At 38.9% G+C, this 4,075-nt stretch carries 4 protein-coding genes; all 4 read right to left on the minus strand.

What is annotated here, in order from left to right; all coding sequences use genetic code 11:
- Window positions 1–1,042 (minus strand): hypothetical protein (locus AC4MRQ_RS25215; RefSeq protein ID WP_491200501.1); only part of this gene is annotated, 1,042 nt, incomplete at its 3' end.
- A gap of 113 nt (window positions 1,043–1,155) precedes the next feature.
- Entirely contained in the window at window positions 1,156–2,187 is a 1,032-nt protein-coding gene (locus tag AC4MRQ_RS25220; protein WP_491200502.1) for a 4Fe-4S binding protein, read from the minus strand.
- A 169-nt stretch (window positions 2,188–2,356) separates the two neighbouring features.
- The gene (locus AC4MRQ_RS25225; protein WP_491200503.1) at window positions 2,357–2,977 is read right to left on the minus strand and encodes a 4Fe-4S binding protein; all 621 of its coding nucleotides are present in this window, start codon (window positions 2,975–2,977) and stop codon (window positions 2,357–2,359) included.
- 2 nt (window positions 2,978–2,979) lie between these two features.
- Window positions 2,980–3,915 carry a phosphate/phosphite/phosphonate ABC transporter substrate-binding protein gene (locus tag AC4MRQ_RS25230; RefSeq protein ID WP_491200504.1) on the minus strand — a complete coding sequence of 312 codons (936 nt, stop codon included), beginning with the start codon at window positions 3,913–3,915 and terminating at the stop codon, window positions 2,980–2,982.
- Window positions 3,916–4,075 lie beyond the last annotated feature (160 nt).

A 4,075-nucleotide genomic window follows, 5' to 3' on the forward strand; every position in this document is an offset into this window, starting at 1 on the left:
TGCTATTAAACACTTCACATTTGTAGCCAATCGTTTCCATTACTTTCATGGTTTTACCCCTGAACTTGCGGGTTACCTCTTTTTGTAATGGCATCAGTACGTAAATATTATCTGCTTTATCTACAGCCATAGTTGTTGGGGCGAATTCAAATTCAGGCTTAAACTTGTTTATAGCTTTTCCGTTGGCATCAATGGTTTTGACTGTTCCATCTTTACATAAGGCGCAAACATTATCATCACTGAGCATACCCAAATAAATCACGTCTAAATATGAATCACCACTATAAGCTTTTTCAACTTTGTATGACACATTGCTTGCCGTAATAGCTTCAGCAATATCAACGTCTTTTGAATTGGCTATTTTATCTTTCAATGCTCTGACTTGAGAAGAGTTTAATGCCGGATCCAGCATACCTAATACTTCCTGCATACCCTCATTATCCATACCATGTGTTAAACGCATTGCAACAATACCTGAATAAAAAGCATCCGGATGATTCTTTATAAAATCAATCTGTACCTTCTTCATTTTTTGCTCGCGCTCTTCTGCAAACTTCTCCATCTCCTCCCGAGACATTTGTTGCATTTTTGACATATCGCCATAACACGCCTGCATAGCTACATTAAACTCTTTTTCGTGCGTGTTAACAATGGAACCTGTAATGACTTCATCTTCTATAGCAAAGTACTTTTGTGGTGCCATATCACCATATGCAGGCATCTCCTTTTCTATTAATTTACCCGTATAGGTAGACTCGCCGTTTTCAACATATAGTCCAAAACGAACGTCTTTATCCTTTACTTCAAGTAAAATATTAGTTGGTTCAGCTACACTTGCTCCGGTGATGGTAAAAACACCTGCTGTTACCGGAAATTCTTTTGGATTCGGGTCGTTGAAATCCTTTTTTAACAAGACAACACCATCACCCAGTCCTTCGATAGTACCGTTAACTGTCCAACCGTCTTGCTTCTTTTGCTGATTACATGCTACGATGAGTGTAAGCATCATAACAGCCATTGTAATTTGTTTAATTTTGTTCATATCAGTTTGTATTGGGAAAGTAATAAATTGTTTGCTTGACTATTTGTTAAGTTGCTCATTTGATTTTGTCAAATCATCAATTCGACGACTTAACAAATCAACAGTTTAGCACTCTAACTAATCGCATCTTTCTTGCAGCTTTCATTACACTTATTACACTGGATACAATCATAGTTCGACACTACTGCAAGTTTAGAGGTACGATCTATTGTAATGGCCTGAACGGGACAAACTTTCTGGCACAGACCACAATATACACAATTATTCTCTTTTATTGTCCGCCGCTTGATGGCAAACATAGATACAAGTCCCAGCAACACACTATAAGGACATATGAATCGACAAAAAGGTCGTGGGATAAAATAGCCGACTACTAGCATGATACTCATATATATCCAGGTTCCCATTAATCCGCCCAACAGTATTTTAGACTCCATGGGTTGTCCCATGATATAGGCCAATGCTTGCTCAAACCAGGATTGTCCCGTAAAGAAAATGGCCTTATAAGGGTCCAGCTCGCATGCAAAGAAACAGGCCGATCCATTGGCAGCAAAATAAATGGTCAGCAGTAAAATAATGACGGGTGCTGCCTTTAATATATTATTAATCGTTTTAGGTATGCGTATCCATTTCTTGTGCTTTTTTGCTTTGCCCAGATGTTGCAAAGAACCCATCGGACATCCTGATGAACAAAACACTCGCCCCCCAACCAGTGCTATCAACATAGGGCCGATAAAAACCACAAAAGCAGTCATACTGACAAGTGCAGGCTCAACAATACCCATCGTTGCATTTGTAATGGCGCCTACCGGACATATACAGCCACCACGGATTAATGCGAGGTACACAAAGGTAAATATCATTAAAATATGCATCGGACGGCCTGTTTTGCGCTTTAACACAAAAAATAATCCCAATCCTAGCAGTAACAACAGAATGCCCAAATCAACAAAGGACATGTATTCCGGTAAAGCATGATATTCTACCGGTATGTAGGCGTCTTTAAATTCGCGAATATTGCCTCGTGACAAATCATCAATGGAATGACAATCGGGTGCATTAGCGCTATCCTGAGCGTATACATGACCAGTCATTAATGATGCGATGAAACAGAGGACTATAGTTATTAGTCTAATCTTTTTCATTTTATATTATGTAGTAAGATATGAATATCAAGACGTAAGACGATTTACATGATCTTTAATACACTATTAATTGATAGTGTGATCCATATCTATTGGTTATCTGTAAACAGCGATGTAGGTATCAGGATATAAGACGAATAAAAGCTTTTCATCTTGTGATACCAATCATCTACATATTCATCCCTTCTAATTCGTAAATACCGCGGAAATTATCTTCCGGTCCATAATAGAGACGTTCAATGGCTCCATCAGGACAAACCGATGCGATGTTACAACCATTACAGTTCAAACACAGGTCGGGACGAATAATCAGGAACATCGACTTGGTGCCTTTATCATTGCAGGCTTTAGCACACTTACCACATCCGGTGCATTTGTCATCGTCGATATCGTAAATAAAATAACCATCCTTACCTCCTGAATAGTTAACACGAGTAACTGCATCGTGCGGACAAATACGCTCACCATCGCTCATGATCTTATCCGATGGGATTTGTTTGTTGGTGATATGCCCATAACAAACCACACAGCACGAACATTTTTTCTGATCGTTAACGGCTTTTACAGCTGAAGGTGTTCGGTTGCAGGCAGTTTCACATTTTCCACAGAAAGTACATTTATCAGGATTGATAGCCCATACATATCGGGAACCTGGTCCTGCTGTTTCTTCGTTCATGTGCGCACTTACCACACGGTAAGCCAGACCTCCTAACGCCAATCCACAAGCAGCACGACCGGCATTACGCAAAAAGCTGCGACGGTCGATTGATTTTTTCTTTTGTTCCGCCATGACTATAGTGCTTTTTCAAAAGGAACCGGTGTCCAGGTTGCAGGTTTAACAAAGCCATCGCTTAACATGGTCTCAGGAGAATTTTCGTTGGAAAGGCTTAATAAAGCTTTTTGTATGCGCATAGCATTTTCTTTGCTCACCTTATCACGATCGATAATTAATGAAGTCAGAGGTGTTGCCTCTGTTTCGTAGATAATACGGTAATCATCAGGATTAGCCACATCAACTGCACACGATGCAAACATTACGTAATCAGAAACAATAGCTACTTCTGCATTCTTGTCCATTAATTCATTGATGCATTCCAGACAGCTTGACTTGTGATATATTTTACCGGGCTTAATACCCTTTTCGTTCATCAATGCCATTGGTTGGTGATATTTCTCGTAAGCGTCTTTTTCACCAGCTACCAATATCTTACCGTTAATGTCTTCCAATGTCTGGATTGGTGAATCTTTCGGTACTAAAAACACACCTTTTAACCACTGGTTGTTAAAGGCATCTTTAATATCGGCTACACGCTCATAATTCAAGTCATTTGCTTTGCTTAGCATATAGACATTCCAAGGCTTACAGATAACTCCATCAAACTCCTTGGTTTTAATCTTTTCTTCCAGGTGATAGATTTCTTCAAAATAACTAATCTCCAAGTTGATGTTGTGTTTTTCTTTTAAAAGACGCTGAAGATCTTCATATTCACGAGCTGCTACATTATGAATACAAACGCAAGCTGTTGCCTTACAGTAGGTATCGTTAACAGCAATTTTCAAGGTTAATGGCTCGGTGTCAGGAGCTGGTTCACCACAGCAAGGTATAAATGCGGTCTCTTCAAATCCTTTGTCTTCCTTTACTTTATGCTTATGATCGGTTACTGTCAGGCAAGAAAACAACCCGATAGTCATTAGTAAGCATACAGTTAATTTTAGTGTTAGTCTCATTTTGTCTTGAATTTAAATTAGTTAGTCATGTGTAATAAATGTTTGTTCGATGTCAAAATAAAAGAAAGCTTTCATTAATTCGGGTTAATTGTCGAACAATCAACGTTAATTAAGGTTAATTAGCTATTATCAGCAAGCCACTGACAGTTAGTTATGCTAT

It is taken from the genome of Carboxylicivirga sp. (assembly GCF_982718395.1).